Below are 21,906 nucleotides of genomic sequence, written 5' to 3' on the forward strand. Positions count from 1 at the left end.
GCCGGGCGGCCGCCCCGCCGGTTCACGCCCCTCGACCGGCTGCGGCGGGCCTGGGACCGCCCGTTGACGGCCTACTACGTCCTGCTCGTCACCGGCCTCCTGCTCGCCCTCCTCGGCCTGGTGATGGTGTTCTCCGCCTCGCAGATCCAGGCGCTCCGCTGGGACCTGCCGGCCACCTTCTACTTCCGCAAACAACTGCTCGCCGCCGTCCTCGGCGGCACGCTGCTGCTGGTCGCCTCCCGGATCTCCGTCAAGCTGCTGCGCGCCCTCACCTACCCGTTCCTCGCCGGCACCGTGGCGCTGCTGATCCTCGTCCAGGTGCCAGGCGTCGGCGTCTCGGCGAACGGCAACACCAACTGGATCGCCCTCGGCGGCTCCTTCCAGCTCCAGCCGAGCGAGATCGCCAAGCTCGGCCTCGTGCTGTGGGGCGCCGACCTGCTCGCCAGGAAGGGCGACCTGCGGCTGCTCACCCAGTGGCGGCACCTGCTGATCCCGCTGCTGCCCGGCGCCCTGCTGGTCTGCGGCCTGGTGATGGTCGGCGGCGACATGGGCACCGTGGTGATCCTGGTCGCCGTCGTCTTCGCGCTGCTCTGGCTGGCCGGCGCCCCGATCCGGCTCTTCGCCGGGGCGATCGGCGTCGCCGCGGTCCTCGGCGTGGTCTTCATCGCCACCAGCCCGCACCGGATGGACCGGATCTCCTGCCTGGGCGCCGGAGACGCCGAGCGCTGTCAGCAGGCCGTGCACGGCATCTACGCCCTCGCCTCGGGCGGCTGGTTCGGCTCAGGACTCGGGGCCAGCGTGGAGAAATGGGGCGAACTCCCGGAGCCCCACACCGACTTCATCTTCGCGATCACCGGCGAGGAACTCGGGCTAGCGGGGACGCTGTCGGTACTCGGACTCTTCGCGGCTCTAGGCTATGCGGGTATCCGCGTGGCCGGACGCACGGAGGACGCCTTCGTGAGGTATGCCGCGGGAGGGGTGACGGCCTGGCTGATGGTCCAGACCGTCATCAACATCGGTGCCGTGCTGGGCCTGCTGCCCATCGCCGGCGTGCCGCTTCCGCTGTTCTCCTACGGAGGGTCCGCCCTGCTGCCCACCATGTTCGCCATCGGGCTGCTGATCGCGTTCGCGCGCGGCGAGCCCGCGGCCCGGGCCGCCCTGGCCGCGCGGGGACCCGGGCACAGATGGAAGACGATGAGACGGCGCCGCGACCGAGCGCCGTCTGGAGAGCGGTGAAATTCGGTGCATGTTGTCGTCGCCGGCGGAGGGACCGCCGGCCACATCGAGCCGGCGCTCGCCCTCGCCGATGCCCTGCGCAGGCGCGATCCCACGGTGGGCATCACGGCCCTCGGCACGGAGCGCGGCCTGGAGACCCGGCTGGTGCCGGAGCGGGGCTACGAACTCGGCCTGGTCCCGGCCGTTCCGCTGCCGCGCAAGCCCACCCCCGAGCTCTTCACCGTGCCCGGGCGGCTGCGCGGCACCGTGAAGGCGGCCGAGGAGATCCTGGAGCGGACCAAGGCCGACTGCCTCGTCGGCTTCGGCGGCTACGTGGCCATGCCCGGCTACCTCGCGGCCAAGCGGCTCCGGATCCCGATCGTGGTGCACGAGGCCAACGCCCGCCCCGGCCTGGCCAACCGGATCGGCGCCCGCTACACCCGCTTCGTCGCCGTCTCCACCCCGGAGAGCAAGCTGCGGCACGCGCGGTACGTCGGCATCCCGCTGCGCCGCTCGATCGCCACCCTCGACCGGGCCAGGGCCAGGCACGAGGCGCGCGCCTTCTTCGGCCTCGACGCCAACCTGCCCACCCTGCTGGTGTCCGGCGGCTCGCAGGGCGCGCGCCGGCTCAACGAGGTGGTGGCCGCCGCGGTGCCGGTGCTCCAACGCTCCGGCGTGCAGGTCCTGCACGCGGTCGGCCCGAAGAACGAACTGCCCCAGGTCGACACGATGCCGGGAATGCCCCCCTACATCCCGCTATCGTATGTGGACCGCATGGACCTCGCGTACGCGGCGGCCGACATGATGCTCTGCCGCGCGGGCGCGATGACCGTCGCCGAACTGTCGGCGGTCGGGCTGCCCGCCGCCTACGTGCCGCTGCCGATCGGCAACGGCGAACAGCGGCTCAACGCCCAGCCGCTGGTCAGGGCCGGCGGTGGCCTGCTGATCGACGACGCCGAGCTCACGCCGGAGTGGGTCAGGGGCAACGTCCTGCCGGTGCTGACCGACCCGGGCCGGCTGCTCGCCATGTCGCGCGCCGCCACCGAGTTCGGCCGCAGGGACGCGGACGAGCTGCTGGTCGGGATGGTGTACGAGGCGATCGCGGCGCGCCGGGCCTAGCCAGGCCGGCACGTCAGACAGGGGAGATGAGGGAGCGTGGCCGGAGCGACGACCGCCAGGCGCGACGCGGACCGACGGCGGTCGGACCCCGGCCCGCCCCCGCCCCGCCCGCGCCGCCCCCGTTGGCTGCCTGGCCGCCGGCTGGCCGTCGTGCTCGCCGTGCTCGCGGTCGCGCTCGGCGGCTTCGGCGGCTGGGCGCTCTACGGCTCCGACTGGCTGCGGATCGAGCGCGTCTCGGTGCGCTGGCGGGACGAAGGGCCGCGGAACCTGACGGAGGAACAGGTGCTCGCGGCGGCCGGCGTCCCCCTCGGCTCGCCGATGATCTCGCTGGACAAGGACGCCATCCGCGACCGGCTGCTCGACCAGCTGCCCAGGCTGGAGTCGGTCGAGGTGGTCCGCGCCTGGCCGCACGGCGTCGGCCTGCGGCTGACCGAGCGGGAGGCCGAGATGCTGATCCCGAACGGGAACGGCTACACCGAGGTCGACGACGGCGGGCTGGCGTTCGCCGAGATCGCCGAGCCGATCGACGGGGTGCCGCTGCTGCGGCTCGACGTCGAGGACGGTCCAGGGCTCCGCAGGTTCGGCGAGGACGGCATCCGCCGCGAGGCGGTCACCGTGACGCTCTCGCTCCCCGACGAGGTGCGGGACGACCTGCTGCTCGTCCGGGTCTCCTCCTACGACGGCGTCACGCTGGAGTTGACGGGGGACCGCACCGTGGTGTGGGGCAGCGCGGAGGAGCCAGCGGCCAAGGCGCGGGCCCTGGCCGCGGTGATGGAAGCGGCTGGTGACGCGCGGTACTTCGACGTCAGCGCGCCCACCGTGCCGGCGGTTTCCGGTGGTTGACGCGGCGTCGACCCGGCGGCGTCGGCGCAGGCCAGCCCCCTGGTTGGCGATGCGCGAGCGTGATCACATAGGGTGAAAAGAAAAACAGGAGGTTCGGCGTGTTCGTTGAACGCGTACCACTTGTCGACTTAGTGTCCGTTCCTAGGATTCCCGGGAACGACAAGCACAGGGCACCCTAAACTGAAGCGTTAGGGTTCTGGGGCGGTCATCCCCTCCGTCCCACAGGCATCAGTCGGCGCGCTGCGGCTCACGCGGAGCGGCGACACGTAAATCGAGGCGAGAGGCCTTCGACGTGGCAGCACCGCAGAACTACCTCGCAGTCATCAAGGTCGTCGGTATCGGCGGCGGTGGTGTCAACGCCATCAACCGGATGATCGAGGTCGGTCTCAAGGGCGTCGAGTTCATCGCGATCAACACCGATGCGCAGGCGCTGCTGATGAGCGACGCCGACGTCAAGCTCGACGTCGGCCGTGAGCTCACCCGCGGTCTGGGTGCGGGCGCCAACCCCGAGGTGGGTCGCAAGGCTGCCGAGGACCACCGCGAGGAGATCGAGGAGGTCCTCAAGGGGGCCGACATGGTCTTCGTCACCGCGGGCGAGGGCGGCGGCACCGGCACCGGCGGCGCTCCGGTCGTGGCGAACATCGCGCGCACGCTCGGCGCGTTGACCATCGGCGTCGTCACCCGCCCGTTCACCTTCGAGGGGCGCCGGCGGGCGAACCAGGCGGAGGACGGCATCGCCAGCCTCCGCGACGAGGTCGACACCCTGATCGTCATCCCCAACGACCGGCTGCTGTCCATCTCGGACCGTCAGGTCAGCGTCCTCGACGCCTTCAAGTCCGCGGACCAGGTGCTTCTCTCCGGCGTCCAGGGCATCACCGACCTGATCACCACCCCCGGCCTGATCAACCTCGACTTCGCCGACGTCAAGTCCGTGATGTCGGAGGCCGGTTCCGCCCTCATGGGCATCGGCTCGGCCCGCGGCGACGACCGCGCGGTGGCCGCCGCCGAGATGGCCATCTCCTCGCCGCTCCTCGAGGCGTCCATCGACGGCGCTCGGGGCGTGCTGCTCTCCATCTCCGGCGGCTCGGACCTGGGCCTGTTCGAGATCAACGAGGCCGCCCAGCTGGTCAGCGAGGCCGCCCACCCGGAGGCCAACATCATCTTCGGCGCCGTCATCGACGACGCCCTCGGCGACGAGGTGCGGGTCACCGTGATCGCCGCCGGCTTCGACGGGGGCCAGCCGCCCGCCCGCAGCCGCGACCGGATGCTCGGTTCCTACGGCGCCAAGGACGACTCCTCCTCGGTCGGCCAGGACCGTTCGGCGGCCGAGCCCGAGCCGGAGCGTCCCTCGTTCGGCGGCCTCGGCACCCTGCCCTCCCGCGACCCGGGCCCGCTCGGCGACCGGGACACCTCGCCGGTGGGCGGCGCCGAGCCGGCGGCCGAGCCGGTCCGCGAGCCGCTGAAGAGCTCGCCGCAGGTACCCTCGGCCCGGCCTTACGATGGGGGTCAGGTCGAGGAGCTGGACGTCCCCGACTTCCTGAAGTAATCAAAAGTGTCGACGGAGTTCCGCCCGAACCCCGTGTGAGCCAGACGTGATGGACCCGTGATAGACCGACAGACGACGGACAGCGGCGCCCACTTCGCCTTCACCGACCGGTGGGGCGGGGTGAGCGCCGCTCCGCATGACACGCTCAATCTCGGCGGCGCGGTCGGCGACGACCCCGCCGCCGTGCTCGCCAACCGGGAGCTGGTGGCCAAGGAACTCGGCCTCGACCCGGCCGAGGTCCGCTGGATGCGGCAGGTCCACGGATGCGTGGTGGCCCTGGCCGACCAACCCTGGCCAGACGGGGAGCCGCCCGAGGCGGACGGCGCGGTCAGCGCGCGCCGGGGCCTCGCGCTCGCGGTGCTCACCGCCGACTGCACGCCGGTGTTGCTCGCCGACCCGGTGGCCGGGATCGTCGGCGCCGCGCACGCCGGGCGTCCCGGGCTGCTGGCCGGAGTCGTTCCGGCGACCGTCGAGGAGATGTGCCGGCTCGGCGCCCGCGCCGAGCGGATCGTCGCCAGGACGGGACCCACCGTCTGCGGCCTCTGCTACGAGGTGCCGGTGGAGATGCGCGAGGCCGCCGAGCTCGCGGTGCCGGGCAGTGGCTCGCACACCAGGGAGGGCACCCCCTCCATCGACATCCCCGCCGGGGTGCGGCGCCAGCTCGCCGACCTCGGCGTCGTGGACATCGCCCTCTCGCCGGTCTGCACCCGGGAGTCGGCCGACCACTTCTCCTACCGCCGCGAGCGCGTCACCGGCCGGCAGGCCAGCTACGTCTGGATCGGCCGGGCCGACCGATGAGGAACGGTGAGCGGCGGCCGGGCGATGCGACCACCTCCCACGGTGCGCCCAGCGTGCGCCCGGCGCGCGAGGTCGAGTTGGCCACCGGCCTCGCCCGGGTGGAGGAGCGCGTCGCCCGCGCCTGCGACGCGGCGGGGCGCCGGCGGAGCGACGTGACCCTGATCGTGGTCACCAAGACCTATCCCGCCGAGGACGTGCGGCTGCTCGCCGGGCTCGGGGTGCGGGACTTCGCGGAGAACAAGGACCAGGAGGCGGCCGCCAAGGCGGCGGCCCTCGCCGATCTTCCGCTGACCTGGCACTTCGTGGGGCAGTTGCAAACGAACAAGGCGCGTTCCGTGACGGCTTACGCGGATTATGTGCACTCGGTGGATCGCGTCCGGCTCGTCGACGCGCTGGCGCGCGCCGTCGCACAACGGGAGCGCGCCCCGCTCAACTGTTTGATCCAGGTCGCCCTGGAGGAGGAATCCGCCCCGGGCGCCGGCCGCGGCGGCGTCGACCCGGCGGGGGTCGCGGAGTTGGCGGCCGCGCTGGCGGCCGCGCCGGGGCTGCGCCTGGCGGGGCTGATGACGGTCGCGCCGCTCACCGGCGCCTACGCGGGGTCGCCGGGCGCCGCGTTCGAGCGGCTGATGGAAATCGCGAGGGACCTGCGCGGGGTCGATCCTGCTGCGAACATGGTCTCGGCGGGAATGAGCGCGGACCTGGAGGAGGCCATCATCGCCGGGGCGACACACGTGCGTGTAGGAAGCGCGGTACTCGGAGTCCGCCCCGCCCTCGGGTAACGTCGCCAAGCGAGGACCACAGCCGAAAATATGGTCATTCCCGAGGGATTCGGGCAGGTTACGTGGATGCGCGGCCCCGGAGGTTCGGAGCCGATCCACCACAGAGCGGAGGACGCAGTCGATGGCTGGCGCGATGCGCAAGATGGCGGTCTACCTCGGCCTCGTGGAGGACGACGGCTACGACCGCCCGGGGTACGGCCCCGATGACGAGTTCGAGCCCGAGCCGGAGCCGGACCGGGGGCGGCGTCAGGAGACGCACGAACCGCCGCGCAGGGAGCGGGTGGAGGAGCCGGTGCGGGTGGTCCACCCGCCGGCCCAGCGCGAGACGGAGCCAACACCCGCTCCGATTCTGGCGGAAAGCAGACGACCCGGGAGGATCGCTCCCGTGTCTTCCATCACATCAGAACGACAGAACGTGGAGAAGAGCGCACCGGTGATCATGCCCAAGGTCGTGTCAGAGCGGGAGCCGTACCGGATCACCACGCTCCACCCCAGGACGTACAACGAGGCCCGTACCATCGGGGAACACTTCCGCGAGGGAACCCCGGTGATCATGAATCTGACGGAGATGGATGACACGGATGCAAAGCGACTTGTCGACTTTGCGGCTGGTCTCGTCTTCGGTCTGCATGGCAGCATCGAGCGGGTGACGCAGAAGGTGTTCCTGCTGTCGCCTGCTAACGTCGATGTAACGGCGGAGGACAAGGCCCGCATCGCGGAGGGCGGGTTCTTCAACCAGAGCTGACGAGAGCAGTACCGGAAGTGGGAGTTCCGGCCGATCGGCCGGGGCATGAGTACAGGGGAGAGGGCCAGGCAGGATGGGCATCGTTCAACAGGTGATCCTGATTGTCTTGTACTGCTTGCTCGGCCTGTTGCTCTTCCGTCTGGTGATGGACTACGTCTTCATGTTCGCGCGCGCATGGCAGCCCGGCAAGGCGATGGTGGTCGCTCTGGAGGCCACCTACACTGTCACCGATCCGCCGCTGAAGGCGCTACGGAAGGTCATCCCTCCCCTGAGGTTCGGGGGAGTGGCGCTTGATCTGTCCTTCTTCGTACTCATGATCATCGTCTACATCCTGATCAACGTCGTGGCCAGGCTGTGAACGAGTACGGTCTTGCCGATATGCCGACGAATCACGTTGAGGTGAAGAGATGCCGTTGACCCCCGAGGACGTGCGGAACAAGCAGTTCACGACCGTCCGTCTGCGAGAAGGCTATGACGAGGACGAGGTCGATGCCTTCCTCGACGAGGTCGAGGCAGAGCTGACCCGCCTGCTGAGGGAGAACGAGGACCTGCGCGCCAAGCTGGCCGCGGCGACTCGGGCGGCCGCGCAGAACCAGCAGAACATGCGTAAACCCGAGCCCCAGGAGCGTCCTGGCGGGCCCATGCCGGCCATATCAGGTCCGCAGGGCGGCCCGGGGACCCAGCAGATGGGCGGCCCGCCGCAGTTGCCGGCCGGCCCTGGTGGGCCCGGCGGCCCCGGTGGCCCTGGTGGTCCCGGTCAGATGGGGCAGGGCGGTCCGATGGGTCCCGGTGGTCCTGGTCAGATGGGCCAGGGTGGCCCGATGGGTCCTGGTGGTCCTGGCCAGATGGGCCAGCAGGGCATGGGTGGCCCGATGGGTCCTGGTGGTCCCGGTCAGATGGGCCAGCAGGGCATGGGCGGTCCGATGGGTCCTGGTGGTCCTGGTCAGATGGGCCAGGGTGGCCCGATGGGTCCCGGTGGTCCCGGCCAGATGGGGCAGATGGGCCAGCAGGGCATGGGCATGGGTGGCCCCGGCATGGGCAACCCCGGTCTCGGCGGCCCGCCGCAGATGCAGCAGCCCGGTGGCAACGAGAGTGCCGCCCGCGTGCTGTCCCTCGCGCAGCAGACGGCCGACCAGGCCATCGCCGAGGCGCGTTCCGAGGCCAACAAGATCGTCGGTGAGGCCCGCAGCCGCGCCGAGGGCCTGGAGCGGGACGCCCGCGCCAAGGCCGACGCGCTGGAGCGGGACGCCCAGGAGAAGCACCGCGTGGCGATGGGCTCGCTGGAGTCGGCCCGCGCCACCCTGGAGCGCAAGGTCGAGGACCTGCGCGGCTTCGAGCGCGAGTACCGCACCCGGCTCAAGTCGTACCTGGAGAGCCAGCTGCGCCAGTTGGAGAGCCAGTCCGACGACTCGCTCGCCCCGCCGCGCACGCCTTCACCCTCCGTCGCGCCCTCGCTGCCGCCTTCGCCCTCCCCGTCGCTGGCCTCCGCCGGCGCGCCGTCGGGCGGGCCTGGCCCGATGGGCGGGCAGCAGGGTATGGGTGGCCAGCCGATGGCCGGCCTCGCGCCGCACCCCGGTCACCCGGGGCACGTCGGCCCGGGCGGTCCTGGCTCCTACGGCGGCCAGCAGCAGATGTCGCCGGCCATGACCCAGCCGATGGCGCCGGTTCGGCCGCAGGGCCCGCAGCCGATGCAGCAGGCGCCGTCGCCGATGCGGGGCTTCCTCATCGACGAGGACGACAACTGACGCGAGCCGTCGGCGCATAGCGCACAGCGACAAAGGGGCGGGGCCCGGATCCCAGGATCCGGGCCCCGCCCCTTCCGGCGTCGGTGGGTTCTTCTCGTCAGCTCTTCCGCAGCCGGAAGGTGCCGCCCAGGGCCTCGTCGCCGAAGGGAGCGCCGAAGCCCTCGTCGCCCTCGCCCTCGGCGAAGTCGGTGGCCAGCACCTCGCCGCGGATCAGCGCCTGGTGGTCGTCGAGCGCCCGCGTCAACTCAGGGTCGGCCGTCACCCAGCGCACCGCGATCCGGTCGACCACGTCGAGGCCGCTGTTCTTCCTGGCCTCCTGGATCAGCCGGATCACGTCCCTGGCCAGGCCGGCCCGGCGCAGCTCGGGGGTGATCTCCAGGTCGAGGGCCACCGTGGCGCCGGTGTCCGAGGCCACCGACCAGCCCTCGCGCGGGGTTTCGGTGATGATGACCTCGTCGGGGCCGAGCCCCACCCGCTCGCCGTCCACCTCGACCGAGGCGGTGCCGGCGCGCAGCGCGGCGGAGAGCTCGGCGGCGTCGGCCTCGGCGATGGCCCTGGCCACCGGCTGGGTGCCCTTGCCGAACCGCCGGCCGAGCGCCCGGAAGTTGGCCTTGGCCGAGGTGTCGACGAGGGAGCCGCCCATCTCGGAGAGCGCGGCGAGGCCCGCCACGTTGAGCTCCTCGGCGATCTGCCCACGCAGGTCGTCGTCGAGCAGTTCGAAGCCCTGGGCCGCCACCAGCGCGCGGGAGAGCGGCTGCCGGGTCTTCACTCCGGACTCGGCGCGGGTGGCGCGGCCCAGCTCGACGAGGCGCCGCACCAGCAGCATGTCCTGGGACAGGTCGGGGTCGACCAGCGCCGGGTCGGCCTCCGGCCAGCCGGCCAGGTGCACCGAGTCGGGCGCGCCGGGCGTCACCGGCACCACCAGGTCCTGCCAGACCCGCTCGGTGATGAACGGCACCAGCGGGGCCATCAGCCGGGTGACGGTCTCCAGCACCTCGTGCAGGGTGCGCAGCGCGGCCGGCTCGGCCTGCCAGAACCGGCGGCGTGACCGTCGCACGTACCAGTTGGACAGGTCGTCCACGAAGGTGGAGACCAGCTTGCCGGCACGCTGGGTGTCGTAGTTCTCCATGGCCTTGGTGACGGCCTCGACCAGCGCGTTGAGCTCGCTGAGCAGCCAGCGGTCGAGCAGCGGCCGGTCGGCCGGCGCCGGGTCGGAACCGCTGGGCGCCCAGCCGCCGGTGCGGGCGTAGAGCGCCTGGAAGGCCACGGTGTTCCAGTAGGTCAGCAGGGTCTTGCGGACCACCTCCTGGATGGTGCCGTGCCCGACCCGGCGGGCCGCCCAGGGCGAGCCGCTGGCCGCCATGAACCAGCGGACGGCGTCCGCGCCGTGCCGCTCCATCAGCGGGATGGGCTCCAGGATATTGCCCAGGTGCTTGGACATCTTGCGGCCGTCCTCGGCGAGGATGTGGCCGAGGCAGACCACGTTCTCGTAGGAGGACCGGTCGAAGACCAGGGTGCCGACGGCCATCAGCGTGTAGAACCAGCCGCGGGTCTGGTCGATGGCCTCGGCGATGTACTGCGCCGGGTAGCGGCTCTCGAACTGCTCGCGGTTGCGGTGCGGGTAGCCCCACTGCGCGAACGGCATGGAGCCCGAGTCGTACCAGGCGTCGATGACCTCGGGGACCCGCGTCGCGGTGTGGGCGCAGCCCTCGGCCGGGCAGCCGAAGACCACCTCGTCGATGAACGGCCGGTGCGGGTCGAGCCCCGACTGGTCGACGCCGGTCAGCTCGGTCAGCTCGGTCAGCGAGCCCACGCAGGTGAGGTGGCCGTCCTCGCAGCGCCAGATCGGCAGCGGGGTGCCCCAGTAGCGGTTGCGGGAGAGCGCCCAGTCCACGTTGTTGTCGAGCCACTCGCCGTAGCGGCCGTGCTTGACGGACTCCGGGTACCAGGTGGTCGCCTCGTTCTCCCGCAGCAGCGCCTCCTTGACCCGGGTGGTGCGGATGTACCAGGACGGCTGTGCGTAGTAGAGCAGCGGGGTGTGGCAGCGCCAGCAGTGCGGATAGCTGTGCTCGTAGGCGAGGTGGCGGAAGAGCAGGCCGCGCTCGGCCAGGTCGGCGACCAGCGCCTCGTCGGCCTTCTTGAAGAACTGGCCGCCGACCAGCGCCAGGCCGTCCTCGAACGTGCCGTCGGTGCGGACCGGGTTGACCATCGGCAGCCCGTAGCCGCGGCAGGTCAGCAGGTCGTCCTCGCCGAACGCCGGGGCCTGGTGGACCAGGCCGGTGCCGTCCTCGGTGGTGACGTAGTCGGCCAGGACCACGAAGTGGGCCTCGGCGCCGCCGAAGTCGACGAGGTCGAAGGGCCGCTCGTAGGCCCAGCGCTCCATCTCCCGGCCGGTGAAGGTCTGGCCGGTGGCCGACCAGCCCTCGCCGAGCGCCTTCTCCAGCAGCGGCTCGGCGACCACCAGCCGCTCGGTGCCGTCGGTGGCGACGGCGTAGGTGACGTCGGGGTTGGCGGCGACCGCCGTGTTGGAGACCAGGGTCCAGGGGGTGGTGGTCCACACCAGGAGCGCGGCCTCGCCGGCCAGCGGTCCTGAGCGCAGCGGCAGCCGGACGTAGACGGAGGGGTCGACGACCGTCTCGTAGCCCTGGGCCAGCTCGTGGTCGGAGAGCCCGGTCTCGCACCGCGGGCACCAGGGGGCGACCCGGTGGTCCTGGCCGAGCAGCCCCTTCTCGAAGATCTGCTTGAGCGACCACCACACGGACTCGACGTACTCCGGGTCCATGGTGCGGTAGGCGGCGTCCAGGTCGACCCAGTACCCCATGCGGCGGGTGAGCTCGGCGAAGGCGTCGGTGTGCCGGGTGACGGACTCGCGGCACTTCGCGTTGAACTCCGCGATGCCGTAAGCCTCGATATCCGGCTTGCCGCTGAAGCCGAGCTCCTTCTCGACGGCCAGCTCGACCGGGAGGCCGTGGCAGTCCCAGCCGGCCTTGCGGACGACGTGGTAGCCGCGCATGGTGCGGAAGCGCGGGAACACGTCCTTGAAGACCCGGGCCTCGATGTGGTGGGCGCCCGGCATGCCGTTGGCGGTCGGCGGGCCCTCGTAGAACACCCACTCGGGGCGCCCCTCCGACAGTTCGAGGCTACGGGCGAAGGTCTTGTTCTGCTGCCACAGCTCGAGCACCCCGTGCTCCAGTTGTGGCAGTTCGACCTGGGCCGGTACGTGGCGGTACTGCGTCATCGGTCGTCCTCCGGCGGACACACACTCTGCGTTCTCCGTCGGAGGGACGAGAGCACGCTCCCGCGGTACCACCCTCCTTGACCGGGGGCCGCCTGGCTCGGCGGCGCCCTCGGCCCACTCATTGGGCCGCGACTGCCGGATCTACTCACCGCGCCCGGCCTCGACCGGTGGGCTTTCCGCCGACGGCTCGGGGGTGATCTTCACGCCGCGCGGACCCCTGGGCTCACACCGTCCCCAGGTCGCTCAAGGCCGCCGCCGACGCTACTCGTCCCCGTCAACGCCTGTCGCTCCGGCCAGTGTACGGGGCGCCGCGGGACCGCGACGACCGGTTAAGCCCGGGGCCGGGCGGGGCACAACGGATGGAGACCGGCGCGCCCTTGTTGCCGCGCGCCCGGAGTCGATTTATCGTTCCGGTCACGATTCGCGAGCAAGATCACACTATGTGAAGGGGCCGCCGCCATGGTGGCAGCGAAGAAGACCACACAGCAGGCGACGGCGGAGAGCGACGAGCGGCCGCCGGCGGCGGCGAAGAAGGCCGCGGATGGCGGGCGGGCGGCCAAGAAGGCCGCCGCGAAGGCCGCGCCGGCCGCGCCGCCGGCCGGCGAGGAAGGCGCGACCGGGACCACCAGCAAGCGCACCACGACCAGCAGGCGCACGACGGCCGGGAAGACGGGAGCCAAGAAGGTGGCAGGGAAGAAGAGCACCACGAAGGAGACCGTCATGGACACGGTGGACAAGGAGAACGCGGTGCCCTCGGCCCGCGCCTCGGCCGCCACCGGCCCCGGCGATCTCGCGGTGCGCACCGGCGAGGACCCCTGGACCCGGGAGGAGGTCGCCGAGGCCCGTGGCGAGCTGGTCGCCGAGGCGGACCGGCTGCGCGCCGAGATCGCCGACGCCGAGGCCTCGCTGGCCGGCCTGATGCGCGACTCGGGGGACGGCGCCGGCGACGACCAGGCGGACACCGGCACCAAGAACGTCACCCGCGAGCACGAGATGGCGCTGGCCACCAACGCCCGCGAGATGCTCTACCAGACCGAGCGGGCGCTGCAGCGGATCGACGCCGGCACCTACGGCCTGTGCGAGAACTGCGGCAAGCCGATCGGCAAGGCCAGGATGCAGGCGTTCCCGCGGGCCACGCTGTGCGTCGACTGCAAGCAGCGGCAGGAGCGGCGCTTCTAGGCCGTCCGCATCGTCCGCGGACCGTCCGCGGATCTCCCGCCGGTGCTTCGCCGGATCAGCTCAGGCTGCCGTTTGTCGCACTGGAGTGTCGTACCCTCAATCCCGTGAGCGAGGCGGAGCGGATCATCGAGACACCGGACGAGCACTCCACGGCCGAAGAGGCGGACAAACCGGATGAAACCGGCGAAGTGCGGCCCGCCGAGGAGAGCGACGACGAGGCCCCGGCGGCCCGGGGCAAGCGGCGGATCGGCGTGGTCGCCAGCGTGGCCGCCTTCGCCTACCTCCTCGACCTGATCACCAAGACCCTCGTCGTCGAGTTCCTGGAGAACCCGACGCCGCCCAAGAGCATCGACGTGATCGGCGAGTGGCTGCGCTTCGACGTGGTCCGCAACGCCGGCGCCGCCTTCGGCATCGGCTCCGCCTTCACCATCGTCTTCACCTGCATCGCGGCCGCCGTCATCGTGGTGATCATCCGGCTCGCCAGCCGGCTCTACAGCACCCCCTGGGCGATCGCCCTCGGCCTGCTGCTCGGCGGCGCGCTCGGCAACCTCACCGACCGGATCTTCCGCGCGCCCGGCGTGCTCCAAGGGCACGTGGTCGACTTCATCGCGCCCCAGAACTTCGCGGTGTTCAACCTCGCCGACTCCGCGATCGTCTGCGGCGGCATCCTGATCGTGCTGCTCTCCTTCCGGGGCCTCGATCCGGACGGCACCGTGCACCGGGACTGACCCTCCGTCCGGCATACTCGATCAGGTGAGCACGCTTCCCGCACCTCCCGAGCAGACCCCAGAGATCCGCGTACTGCCCGTACCCGAGGGCCTTGAGGGGGAGCGCGTCGACGCCGCTCTCGCCCGCATGCTGGGCTTCTCCAGGACCAAGGCGGCCGAGCTGGCCGCCGCAGGCAAGGTCACCGTCGACGGCGCCGCGGTCGGCAAGTCGGAGCGGGTCACCGGCGGTTCCTGGCTCGAGGTCGAGATGCCCCCGCCGCCCGCCCCCGTGCGGGTGGTGGCCGAGCCGGTCCCCGGCATGGTGATCGTCCACGACGACGAGGACCTGGTGGTCGTCGACAAGCCCGTCGGCGTCGCCGCCCACCCCAGCCCCGGCTGGACCGGCACCACCGTGATCGGCGGCCTGGCCGCCGCCGGCTACCGCATCGCCACCTCGGGCGCCGCCGAGCGGCAGGGCATCGTGCACCGCCTCGACGTCGGCACCTCCGGCCTGATGGCGGTCGCCAAGTCGGAGCGCGCCTACTCACTGCTCAAGCAGCAGTTCCGCGAGCGGACGGTCGACAAGCGCTACCACGCGCTCGTCCAGGGCCACCCCGATCCGCTCAGCGGCACCATCGACGCGCCGATCGGCCGGCACCCGCAGCACGACTACAAGTGGGCCGTCACCGCCGAGGGCAAGCCGTCCGTCACCCACTACGACCTGGTCGAGGCGCTCCGCGCCGCCAGCCTGCTCGACATCAAGCTGGAGACCGGCCGCACCCACCAGATCCGGGTGCACATGGCCGCCCACCGCCACCCCTGCGTCGGCGACCTCACCTACGGCGCCGATCCCACGCTGGCCAGCCGGCTCAAGCTCAACCGGCAGTGGCTGCACGCGATGCGGCTCGGCTTCACCCACCCCGCCGACGGCAGCTGGGTCGAGTTCAGCAGCGACTACCCGGAGGACCTGCGGTTCGCGCTCGAGGCACTGCGGGCCGAGAGCGCCTAGCGGCGGGGAAGGCGCGGCGTCATGGGCCAGCTCACCCTGCTCTTCGTGCTGGGGCTCGGCGCCGTGCTGACCGTGCCGCTCGGCGACCGGTTCGCCGTCCCGCCGCCGATCCTGATGACCCTGCTCGGCGGGGTGCTCGCCGTCCTCCCCTGGGTGCCGAACGTCGACATCCCGCCCGAGCTGATCCTGCCGCTGGTGCTGCCCCCACTGCTCTACGCGGCGGCCCAGCGCACCTCCTGGCGGCAGTTCCTCGGCAACATCAGGCCCATCCTGCTGCTCGCCGTCGCCCTGGTCTTCGTGACCACCGCCGCCGTGGCCGTGGTGGCCCAGCTGGTGATCCCCGGGCTGCCGCTCGCCCCCGCCATCGCGCTCGGCGCCCTCGTCGCGCCGCCCGACCCGGTCGCCGCCACGGCGGTCGCCGGCCGGATCGGGCTGCCCCGCCGGATGGTGTCCATCCTGGAGGGCGAGGGCCTGTTCAACGACGTCACCGCGATCACGCTCTACCACGTCGCGGTCATCGCCGCCGTCGGCGGCTCGTTCTCCGTGCTCGGCGCCGGCGGCGAGCTGCTGCTCTCGGCCGCCGTGGCCGTCGCCGTCGGCCTGGTGCTCGGCTGGGGCACCGCCCGGCTGCTCGACCTGCTGGGCGACGCCACCCTGCGCACCGGGCTCACCCTGCTGGTGCCCTTCGCCGCCTACACCCTGGCCGAGGAGCTGCGCGGCTCGGGGGTGCTCGCCGTCCTGGTGGCCGCGCTCTTCCTCGCCGAGTGGGCCGCCGACCCGGACGACGTGTCGGGCCGGCTGACCGGCCGCAGCTTCTGGGCCGTGATCGACACCCTGGTCACCGGCATCGCCTTCGGCCTGATCGGCCTCGAGCTCAGCGTGGTCCTCGGCACCGTCACCGAACGCTGGAGCCAGCTGCTGCCCGCCGCCGCGCTCGTCCTCGCCACGCTGCTCGTCGTCCGCCTGCTCTGGCTGCTGCCCGCCGCCTGGCTCGCCAAGCGGCTGCACAGGCGCGCCGACTACGCCGAGGAGATCCCGCTCAGCTGGCGGGAGACGGTGATCATCTGGTGGGCCGGGATCCGCGGCGTGGTCACCGTGGCCCTGGTGATCGCCCTCCCCTTCACCGTGGACGACGGCGGCGCCTTCCCCGAGCGGGACGCCATCGTCTTCGTCGCCTTCGCCGCCGTCATCGGCACCCTGCTGATCCAGGGGCTCAGCCTGCCCTGGCTGGCCCGCCTGCTCGGCGTCGAGGCCGACACCGCGGCCGAGGAGCGCCTGGAGCACGAGCTGGCGCTGCGCGCCGCCAAGGCGGCCAAGCGGCGGCTGCGGGAGATCGAGGCGCGCCCCGGGGTACCGGAGGAGCTGATCGACGCGCTGTCCAAGCGGGTCTACGACCTCGGCTCCCGGATCTCCCCCCGGGTGGCCGAGGAGGAGCGCAAGGAGAACGTGCGGGCCCGCGTCCAGCGGCTGCGGGAGCTGCACGACCTCTACGGGGAGCTGCTCTCCGCGGCCAGGACCGAGGTGCTGGACGCGCGCCGCGAGCCGGGCGCCGACCCCGAGGTGGTGGACCGGGTGCTGCGCGAACTCGACCAGCGCAGCCTCCCGCACCACGGGACGTAGGCCCGGGCCTGCTCAGGCTCGGGCCTACGGGTGCGGCGCGGTCCGTTGCGGTTCGGCGGCGCCCCGCAGGGGCGCGACCAGCCGCGACGGCGCCGCGGACGAGAAACGGCCGGCCGCGGCACCTCCCGGCGGAGCGCCTCGTCAGTCGGTCGTCGGCGGCAGCGCGGCCGGGCCCGTGTTGACGCGCGGCAGCGCGTAGGGGTGGTTGTCGCGCAGCCAGGCCACCAGCTCCTCGCGGACCGCGCACCGCACCGACCAGGCGTCGCTCGCGTTCGCCGCCGACATCGCGGCCCTGACCTCGATGGTGGTCGGCGTGGTGTCGGTGACCACGAGCCCCCAGTGCCGGCCGTCCCAGTCCTCGCGGCTCTCCAGGAACTCCCCGAGGTGCTTGCGCAGTTCGGACACCGGCGTGGTGTGGTCGAGGTGGAGGAAGACGGTGCCGGTGATCTCGCTGCCGCCGCGCGACCAGTTCTCGTAGGGGCGGCTGTTGAAGTACGACACCGGCATCGTCAGCCGCCGGTCGTCCCATATCCGGACGGTGAGGAAGGCCAGCGACATCTCCTCCACCGTGCCCCACTCGCCGTCCACCACCACGGTGTCGCCGATCTTCACCGAGTCGCCGAAGGCGATCTGGAGGCCGGCGAACAGGTTGCTCAGCATCGCCTGGGCCGCGACACCGGCGATGATGCCGATGACGCCGGCCGACGCCAGCATCGAGGTGCCGAGCGCCCGCAGGTCGGGGAAGAGCAGCAGGATGGTGACCGCCGCCGCGACCACGGCGAGCACCGAGGTGACCACCCGCCGCAGCATCGTCAGCTGGGTTCTGAACTGCCGCACCCTGGCCAGGTCGTGGGTGCGCTCCTCGTAGCGCACCAGGTAGTTCTCGGCGACCGCGCCCGCCGCCCGGATCGTCAGCCAGGCCGTGGAGGCGATCGCCACCAGGGCCAACAGGCTGCGGATCACGTCGTTGCGCCGCAGTTCCAGGTCGAACAGGTCGTAGGCGACCATCGTGCCCACCGTGGCCAGCAGCACCTGCAGCGGCAGCTGGCAGCGGCGCAGCAGTCTCCACAGCCGGGTGTCCGGGTGCCTGGCGTCGGCCGCGCACAACGCCCGATCGATCAGCCAGCCCAGGGCCACGGTCAACGTGATGGTGCCGCCTATCGCGAGCAACGGCCGCAACACATCGTGCATCGGCGCTCTCAGCTCCTCTTCCCGCTCTGCCCTCGGGGCGTTTCGTCAGTTCCACCTGGGAGGATGGCGCCCCGACCCATAGCTATCACCCGAGGGGATTTCGGACCGTGACCGATATCATGCTTTTTCATTCCGTCCTCGGGCTACACCCCACCGTCGGGGAGACCGCGGATCGGCTCAGGTCCGCAGGGCACCGGGTGTTCACCCCCGACCTGTTCGACGGCCGCACCCCGGAGTCGGTGGAGGCCGGCGTCGAACTCAAGGACGAGATCGGGCAGGACGAGATCCTGCGCCGGGCCATCGCCGCCGCCGCCCCGCACTCCGACGCCGGCCTGGTCTACGCCGGCTTCTCGCTCGGCGCCTGGCTGGCCCAGACCATCGCGTTCGGCGACGAGAAGGCCCGCGGCCTGCTGTTGCTGCACGGCACCGGCGAGGTGCCGGACGACGCGTCCGTCGACGACCTGCCGACGCAGCTGCACGTCGCCGACCCGGACGCGCACGAGCCGCACGACTGGCAGACCGTCTGGTACCTGCGGATGCGCGAGGCGGGCGCCGACGTCGAGGTCTTCCGCTACCCGGGCGCCGGCCACCTCTACACCCACCGGGGGACGCCGGACCACGACGCGGAGGCCGCCGAGCGGACCTGGCGGGTGGCCGAGGACTTCCTGCGCGGGCCGCTGCGCGGGGCTTGAGCGGATGCCGGGTCCTCCGGAACCGGGTCGCCGCCGTTCACGCGCCGGGAGCCTCCGGATCACTCGCGGCCGCCGGCCGCTGCGGCGTCGAGCACGTTCGAGGGCATCGCCGGCCTGAGCTGTCGTTCTCTCAGTCCCGCTCGCAGCGGCCACTCCCACCGTCCCTGGGCTGGCAGATGTAGACGCTGTCGGCCGGGTCGTCGCTGAGGTAGCGGCCCATGCACTGGTTGGCGGTGGTGCGGCCGCGGTCGGCGCAGAACGCGAGGGCTTCGCGGCCGTCGGCGAACGGCCCGGGCGCGTAGATGACCCAGTAGCCGGGGTTGAGCGAGGCGAAGTCGTCGCTCAGCACCACCTCGGCCTCGGGCACGCCCTCGGCGCGGACGGCGGCCAGCCGCTCGTCACGCACCTCGGGGCCGCTGGCGACCGGCTCCGAGAACAGCTGCGCCATCCAGAAGCCGTCGCCTTCGGCCGGGGCGTCATCGGTGGGGTCGGGCTCGGCCGGTTCGTCGGGCGTGGGCGCGTCGGTCGGTTCCTCGGCCGTCTCGTCCGGGGCGGGCGACGACGTCTCGGGGGTGGCGGGGGAGGGGGGCACCGGCCGGGCCCCCGGGTCGGGGGGGGGGGGGGGGTCGGTGGTGGCCGTCGGCTCGGGGGTGGGCGTCGGCTCCGGGCTCGCCTCCGCGTCCGCGCCGCCGCGGAGCAGCAGGGCCGCGACGAGGCCGCCGGCGAGCAGCACCGCGCCGGCGGTGAGCCCGGCGACCAGCGCCGTCCGCGACCGGCTGGTCGGGGACGCCTCGGTCCGCGCCGGCTCGGGCGGCCGGGGCGGCAGCAGCGGGGCCGGCCGGGTCTCGGGGGCCGCCGGCTGCCAGCTGGGGAGCGCGGCGGCCTGCTGGGCGGCCATGGCCAGCATGGCGTCCAGGTGGGCGGCGGTCGGCCGGGCCGCCGGGTCCTTCACCAGCAGCGTGCTGAGCACGTCGCCCAGCGGTCCTGAGCGCACCGGCGGCGGCACCGGGTCCTCCAGCACCGCGGCGAGGGTGTTGACGGTCGTGCTGCGGCGCAGCGGGCTGACGCCCTCGGCCAGCAGGTAGAGGGTGATGCCGAGCGACCACAGGTCTGCCGCGGGGTGGTCGGGGGCGCCGCGCAGCCGCTCGGGCGAGATGAACTCGGGGGAGCCGACGATGGAGCCGGTCATGGTGAGCGAGGTGCCGTCCGCCACCGCCGCGATGCCGAAGTCGGTGAGCACGGCCGCGCCGTCCTCGCGTAGCAGCACGTTGGCCGGCTTCACGTCCCGGTGGTGGATGCCGGCCTCGTGGGCCGCGCGCAGCGCCGCCAGCACGTCGCGGCCGTAGCGGATCACCTCGACCCAGGGCAGCGGCCCCTTGCCGACCTTGGACTGCAGGGTGTCGCCCGGCAGCAGCTCCATCACCAGCCAGGGGTGCGGCTCCAGGTCCACGATGTGGTAGATCCGCACCACGTTGGGGTGGTTGAGCCTGGCCAGCGCGCGGGCCTCGCGCAGCACCCGCTCCCTGAGCATGGCCTCGGTGGCCGGCGTCGCGTCCTCCGGCGGCCGCACCTCCTTGAGCGCCACCTCCCGGTGCAACGCCAGGTCCATGGCCCGCCACACCGCGCCCATGCCGCCGCGGCCGAGCCGCTCGCGCAGCTCGAAGCGGGCGTCGATCACCTGTCCCGGTTCTCCCCCTGGCATGGGCAGAAGCGTAAGGGCAGCCAACGGGCGGGCGGAAACCCGGTGTTCCAGGCCCTGTCCCGCTGATCCGGCCGGCGGTCGGGCGTCGCGGCCCGCCCGCCGGCCCTGACCCGCGGGTCACTCGGTGCTGTTGGCCTCCACCATGGCGGTGAAGTCCTCCGGCGTCTGCGGGGTGTCGACCACCGTGCCGTTGAACTTCAGGGTGGGGGTGCCGGTGACGTCCTCGTCGGCGTTGAACTTGTCGGACATCCGCAGCGCCCAGACCGCGAAGGTGCTGTTCTCCACCGCGTCCTCGAACTGCTGGCTGTCCTGGAGCTCGGGTACCGACTGGGCTATCTCCAGCAGGTGGTCGTCGTCCGCGAAGTCGTCCGACGACTCCTCAGGGTGGAACTCGGCCGAGTAGAGCGCGTCGTGGTAGGCCATGAACGCCTCGGGGCTGACGTCGAGCGCCGCGCCCAGCGCGTTGAGGGCGTTCCGCGAGCCGCTGCCGGTCAGCCGGTCGTCGAGGAAGGTACCGAAGACGTACTCGACGTTGTAGCTGCCGTCGTCCACGCCCTGCCGGACCGTTTCGCCGGTGCCCTGCTCGAACGCGGCGCACGCCGGGCAGCGCGCGTCCTCGTAGAGGGTGAGGGTGTTGGCGGCGTTCTCGTCGCCGACCCGGACGGTGAGGCCGTCCTCGCCCGTGGTGTTGGCGGGCGCGGCGGTCGCGAACTCGGCGTCCGCGCCGTCCGTGCCGTCGTCGAGCTGGGCGCGCACGGCGCCCCAGTCGGTGTTGTCGCCGCCGCCGCCCATGTTGGCGACGGCCACGCCGACGCCGCCCGCGACGCCGAGGATGGCGACGGCCGCGCCGCCGACGGCCAGCCGTCGGCGCAGCCTGCCGCGCCGCTCCTCGCGCTCGCGTTCTGCCCGCAGCCGTTCCCTGGCCGCTCGCTTGGCCTCGGCGGAATTGCGCTTGCTCATGATGGGGTTGTCTCCGTGTGTGTCGGGTGATCGGGATCGCCTGTCGCCTGCGACGCGGTCGCGCGCGGCGGCGTGATCACACCGGCGCGTACCGCGGGGCGGCCGGCGGGCCGCGACGGAGCACGGAGTGGGCGAGCACCGGCAGCGCCGGGGCGGCGCGGTCGGTCCTGAAGGACCTGGGGAGCGGGCGGCGGGCCGGCCGCCAGAGCACGACGGCGGCCACCGCGAGCAGCAGCGGCCGGAAGGTGGCCGCCACGGCCGCGCGCGCCAGCCTGGCCAGCGCGGCCTCGCCGCCGGCCAGCCAGTCGGCGGCCAGCAGGCCCACCGCCACCTGGGCGGCGAGCAGCAGCCAGGGGCTGGCGGTCAGCGGCCCCTCGCCGCCGGCCGTCAGCCGGGCCAGCGGGGCGCCGAGGTCGCCGCCCGCGCAGACGAGGTCGAGGCCAAGCAGCCGCAGCGGCCCGGTGATCGGGCCGCCGCTCGGGCCGTAGCAGGTGGCCTGCCCGGTGGTGAAGAGGGTGTCGGCCGCCAGGTGCAGCGGCACCAGCAGCCCGGCGATGGGCCAGAAGCCGCGCTCACGGTCGCCGGCGAGCAGCAGCGCGACGGCGAAGACCGCGGCCGCGACCACCGCCACGGTGGGCAGCGGCAGGGGCGCGCCGGACAGCAGCACATGGGCCCCGGTGGCGAGCGTGACACAGAGCGCGGCGAACACCGCCGCGCGCAGCACGCGTATCCAGGATGCCGATATGCCCATCGAGCCGAGTGTGCCATGACGCCGGCCGCCGGCGGAACGGGCCACCGGTCGGGAGGAGGAAACGGTC

At 72.7% G+C, this 21,906-nt stretch carries 19 protein-coding genes; 14 read left to right on the plus strand and 5 right to left on the minus strand.

The genetic code is table 11. The annotated features are described in order from the left end of the window. The 9 genes from ftsW to ACYVPE_RS01085 all read left to right on the plus strand — a co-directional run. Positions 1–1,236, plus strand: a 1,236-nt coding sequence (gene ftsW / locus ACYVPE_RS01045; RefSeq protein WP_461031400.1) for a putative lipid II flippase FtsW, incomplete at its 5' end; no start/stop codon positions are given. A gap of 6 nt (positions 1,237–1,242) precedes the next feature. Then, complete coding sequence (gene murG, locus ACYVPE_RS01050) at positions 1,243–2,334, plus strand: undecaprenyldiphospho-muramoylpentapeptide beta-N-acetylglucosaminyltransferase (RefSeq protein WP_461031401.1); 1,092 nt, start codon at positions 1,243–1,245, stop codon at positions 2,332–2,334. A gap of 36 nt (positions 2,335–2,370) precedes the next feature. Continuing rightward, the gene (locus ACYVPE_RS01055; protein ID WP_461031402.1) at positions 2,371–3,177 is read left to right on the plus strand and encodes a cell division protein FtsQ/DivIB; all 807 of its coding nucleotides are present in this window, start codon (positions 2,371–2,373) and stop codon (positions 3,175–3,177) included. A 292-nt stretch (positions 3,178–3,469) separates the two neighbouring features. Then, positions 3,470–4,723 carry a cell division protein FtsZ gene (gene ftsZ, locus ACYVPE_RS01060; RefSeq protein WP_461031403.1) on the plus strand — a complete coding sequence of 418 codons (1,254 nt, stop codon included), beginning with the start codon at positions 3,470–3,472 and terminating at the stop codon, positions 4,721–4,723. A gap of 57 nt (positions 4,724–4,780) precedes the next feature. Continuing rightward, complete coding sequence (gene pgeF, locus ACYVPE_RS01065; RefSeq protein WP_461031404.1) at positions 4,781–5,521, plus strand: peptidoglycan editing factor PgeF; 741 nt, start codon at positions 4,781–4,783, stop codon at positions 5,519–5,521. Between the two features lie 53 nt (positions 5,522–5,574). Next, complete coding sequence (locus ACYVPE_RS01070; RefSeq protein ID WP_461031405.1) at positions 5,575–6,300, plus strand: YggS family pyridoxal phosphate-dependent enzyme; 726 nt, start codon at positions 5,575–5,577, stop codon at positions 6,298–6,300. A 121-nt stretch (positions 6,301–6,421) separates the two neighbouring features. After that, positions 6,422–7,045, plus strand: coding sequence for a cell division protein SepF (sepF, locus tag ACYVPE_RS01075; protein ID WP_461031406.1), 624 nt, complete (start codon positions 6,422–6,424; stop codon positions 7,043–7,045). A gap of 73 nt (positions 7,046–7,118) precedes the next feature. Further along, complete coding sequence (locus ACYVPE_RS01080) at positions 7,119–7,403, plus strand: YggT family protein (protein WP_132820481.1); 285 nt, start codon at positions 7,119–7,121, stop codon at positions 7,401–7,403. A 49-nt stretch (positions 7,404–7,452) separates the two neighbouring features. Next, the gene (locus ACYVPE_RS01085) at positions 7,453–8,790 is read left to right on the plus strand and encodes a DivIVA domain-containing protein (RefSeq protein WP_461031407.1); all 1,338 of its coding nucleotides are present in this window, start codon (positions 7,453–7,455) and stop codon (positions 8,788–8,790) included. A gap of 97 nt (positions 8,791–8,887) precedes the next feature. Here the strand turns inward: ACYVPE_RS01085 and ileS are convergent, their stop codons facing one another. Beyond that, positions 8,888–12,028: an isoleucine--tRNA ligase gene (gene ileS, locus ACYVPE_RS01090; protein WP_461031408.1), complete on the minus strand. Its 3,141-nt coding sequence runs from the start codon at positions 12,026–12,028 to the stop codon at positions 8,888–8,890. A gap of 459 nt (positions 12,029–12,487) precedes the next feature. Here ileS and ACYVPE_RS01095 point away from each other — a divergent pair, with 459 nt between their 5' ends. The 4 genes from ACYVPE_RS01095 to ACYVPE_RS01110 all read left to right on the plus strand — a co-directional run bounded on the left by ACYVPE_RS01095 (position 12,488) and on the right by ACYVPE_RS01110 (position 16,543). Further along, positions 12,488–13,207: a TraR/DksA family transcriptional regulator gene (locus ACYVPE_RS01095; RefSeq protein WP_461031409.1), complete on the plus strand. Its 720-nt coding sequence runs from the start codon at positions 12,488–12,490 to the stop codon at positions 13,205–13,207. Positions 13,208–13,311: 104 nt separating this feature from the next. Continuing rightward, positions 13,312–13,935 carry a signal peptidase II gene (lspA, locus tag ACYVPE_RS01100; RefSeq protein WP_461031410.1) on the plus strand — a complete coding sequence of 208 codons (624 nt, stop codon included), beginning with the start codon at positions 13,312–13,314 and terminating at the stop codon, positions 13,933–13,935. Between the two features lie 25 nt (positions 13,936–13,960). Continuing rightward, complete coding sequence (locus tag ACYVPE_RS01105) at positions 13,961–14,923, plus strand: RluA family pseudouridine synthase (RefSeq protein ID WP_461031411.1); 963 nt, start codon at positions 13,961–13,963, stop codon at positions 14,921–14,923. Positions 14,924–14,944: 21 nt separating this feature from the next. Beyond that, a complete protein-coding gene (locus ACYVPE_RS01110) occupies positions 14,945–16,543 on the plus strand; it encodes a Na+/H+ antiporter (protein WP_461031412.1) in 1,599 nt (532 codons plus the stop codon). A 141-nt stretch (positions 16,544–16,684) separates the two neighbouring features. On the opposite strand, the gene ACYVPE_RS01115 is transcribed toward ACYVPE_RS01110, so the two are convergent. Next, positions 16,685–17,734: a mechanosensitive ion channel family protein gene (locus tag ACYVPE_RS01115; RefSeq protein WP_461031413.1), complete on the minus strand. Its 1,050-nt coding sequence runs from the start codon at positions 17,732–17,734 to the stop codon at positions 16,685–16,687. Between the two features lie 119 nt (positions 17,735–17,853). On the opposite strand from ACYVPE_RS01115, the gene ACYVPE_RS01120 reads away from it, so the two are divergent. Next, positions 17,854–18,426, plus strand: a complete 573-nt coding sequence (locus ACYVPE_RS01120) for a dienelactone hydrolase family protein (protein WP_461031581.1) — start codon at positions 17,854–17,856, stop codon at positions 18,424–18,426. Positions 18,427–18,556: 130 nt separating this feature from the next. On the opposite strand, the gene ACYVPE_RS01125 is transcribed toward ACYVPE_RS01120, so the two are convergent. From ACYVPE_RS01125 to ACYVPE_RS01135, 3 genes are all read right to left on the minus strand, one after another. Continuing rightward, the gene (locus ACYVPE_RS01125) at positions 18,557–20,128 is read right to left on the minus strand and encodes a serine/threonine-protein kinase (protein WP_461031414.1); all 1,572 of its coding nucleotides are present in this window, start codon (positions 20,126–20,128) and stop codon (positions 18,557–18,559) included. A 117-nt stretch (positions 20,129–20,245) separates the two neighbouring features. After that, entirely contained in the window at positions 20,246–21,088 is an 843-nt protein-coding gene (locus ACYVPE_RS01130) for a DsbA family protein (RefSeq protein WP_461031415.1), read from the minus strand. A gap of 76 nt (positions 21,089–21,164) precedes the next feature. Beyond that, the gene (locus ACYVPE_RS01135) at positions 21,165–21,839 is read right to left on the minus strand and encodes a hypothetical protein (RefSeq protein WP_461031416.1); all 675 of its coding nucleotides are present in this window, start codon (positions 21,837–21,839) and stop codon (positions 21,165–21,167) included. Between the last annotated feature and the right edge of the window lie 67 nt (positions 21,840–21,906).

It is taken from the genome of Streptomyces mayteni (assembly GCF_054783955.1).

Bases quoted from the DNA above. Each gene is read 5' to 3' on its own strand.
- sepF (WP_461031406.1), top strand. From the start codon at position 6,422: ATGGCTGGCGCGATGCGCAAGATGGCGGTCTACCTCGGCCTCGTGGAG.
- ACYVPE_RS01080 (WP_132820481.1), top strand. From the start codon at position 7,119: ATGGGCATCGTTCAACAGGTGATCCTGATTGTCTTGTACTGCTTGCTC.
- ACYVPE_RS01085 (WP_461031407.1), top strand. From the start codon at position 7,453: ATGCCGTTGACCCCCGAGGACGTGCGGAACAAGCAGTTCACGACCGTC.
- ileS (WP_461031408.1), bottom strand. From the start codon at position 12,028: ATGACGCAGTACCGCCACGTACCGGCCCAGGTCGAACTGCCACAACTG.
- ACYVPE_RS01095 (WP_461031409.1), top strand. From the start codon at position 12,488: ATGGTGGCAGCGAAGAAGACCACACAGCAGGCGACGGCGGAGAGCGAC.
- ACYVPE_RS01110 (WP_461031412.1), top strand. From the start codon at position 14,945: ATGGGCCAGCTCACCCTGCTCTTCGTGCTGGGGCTCGGCGCCGTGCTG.
- ACYVPE_RS01115 (WP_461031413.1), bottom strand. From the start codon at position 17,734: ATGCACGATGTGTTGCGGCCGTTGCTCGCGATAGGCGGCACCATCACG.
- ACYVPE_RS01120 (WP_461031581.1), top strand. From the start codon at position 17,854: ATGCTTTTTCATTCCGTCCTCGGGCTACACCCCACCGTCGGGGAGACC.
- ACYVPE_RS01125 (WP_461031414.1), bottom strand. From the start codon at position 20,128: ATGCCAGGGGGAGAACCGGGACAGGTGATCGACGCCCGCTTCGAGCTG.
- ACYVPE_RS01130 (WP_461031415.1), bottom strand. From the start codon at position 21,088: ATGAGCAAGCGCAATTCCGCCGAGGCCAAGCGAGCGGCCAGGGAACGG.
- ACYVPE_RS01135 (WP_461031416.1), bottom strand. From the start codon at position 21,839: ATGGGCATATCGGCATCCTGGATACGCGTGCTGCGCGCGGCGGTGTTC.